Source organism: Ruminococcus sp. 1001136sp1_2201st1_G3_2201SCRN_220225 (genome assembly GCF_040924365.1).
Classification (GTDB): domain Bacteria; phylum Bacillota; class Clostridia; order Lachnospirales; family Lachnospiraceae; genus Blautia_A; species Blautia_A faecis.
The window spans coordinates 1-342 of sequence record NZ_JBCOME010000048.1 but is presented as its reverse complement, the minus strand read 5'-3'; the positions used below and the strand labels follow the sequence as shown (position 1 = coordinate 342).

The 342-nt window shown below is 38.6% G+C and carries 1 protein-coding gene and 1 tRNA gene; both read right to left on the bottom strand.

Going from position 1 to position 342, the window contains the following annotated elements; genetic code table 11:
* Positions 1-75 precede the first annotated feature (75 nt).
* Positions 76-160: transfer RNA gene (locus AB5642_RS14645), tRNA-Leu, on the bottom strand.
* Positions 125-342, bottom strand: a 218-nt coding sequence (locus tag AB5642_RS14640) for a hypothetical protein (RefSeq protein ID WP_368371714.1), incomplete at its 5' end; no start/stop codon positions are given. The genes AB5642_RS14645 and AB5642_RS14640, both read right to left, overlap by 36 nt.

Genomic DNA, 342 nt, shown 5'->3' with positions numbered 1-342 from the left:
CACTTCCGCATATCGCATTCATAGAGGAAAAACCTCTGCGCGATAAAATATGAAATTGTGACTATTAAATAGTCATGCGGAAGATGGGACTTGAACCCACACGAGCGCAATGCTCACAAGATCCTTAGTCTTGCTCGTCTGCCAGTTCCGACACTTCCGCATATCGCGTTTTTCGGAGAAAGTTTTCTTTCTCGCTGCGACGGATATTAGTATAACAAAGGGGTATAGGATTGTCAACACATTTTTTGAAAAAAATTAAAAATTTTATGAACCATTTATGATAATGTCCTAATATACCACAAAGGAAAATGTCCCAATGTAGTATAATGCTTCCATCAACAG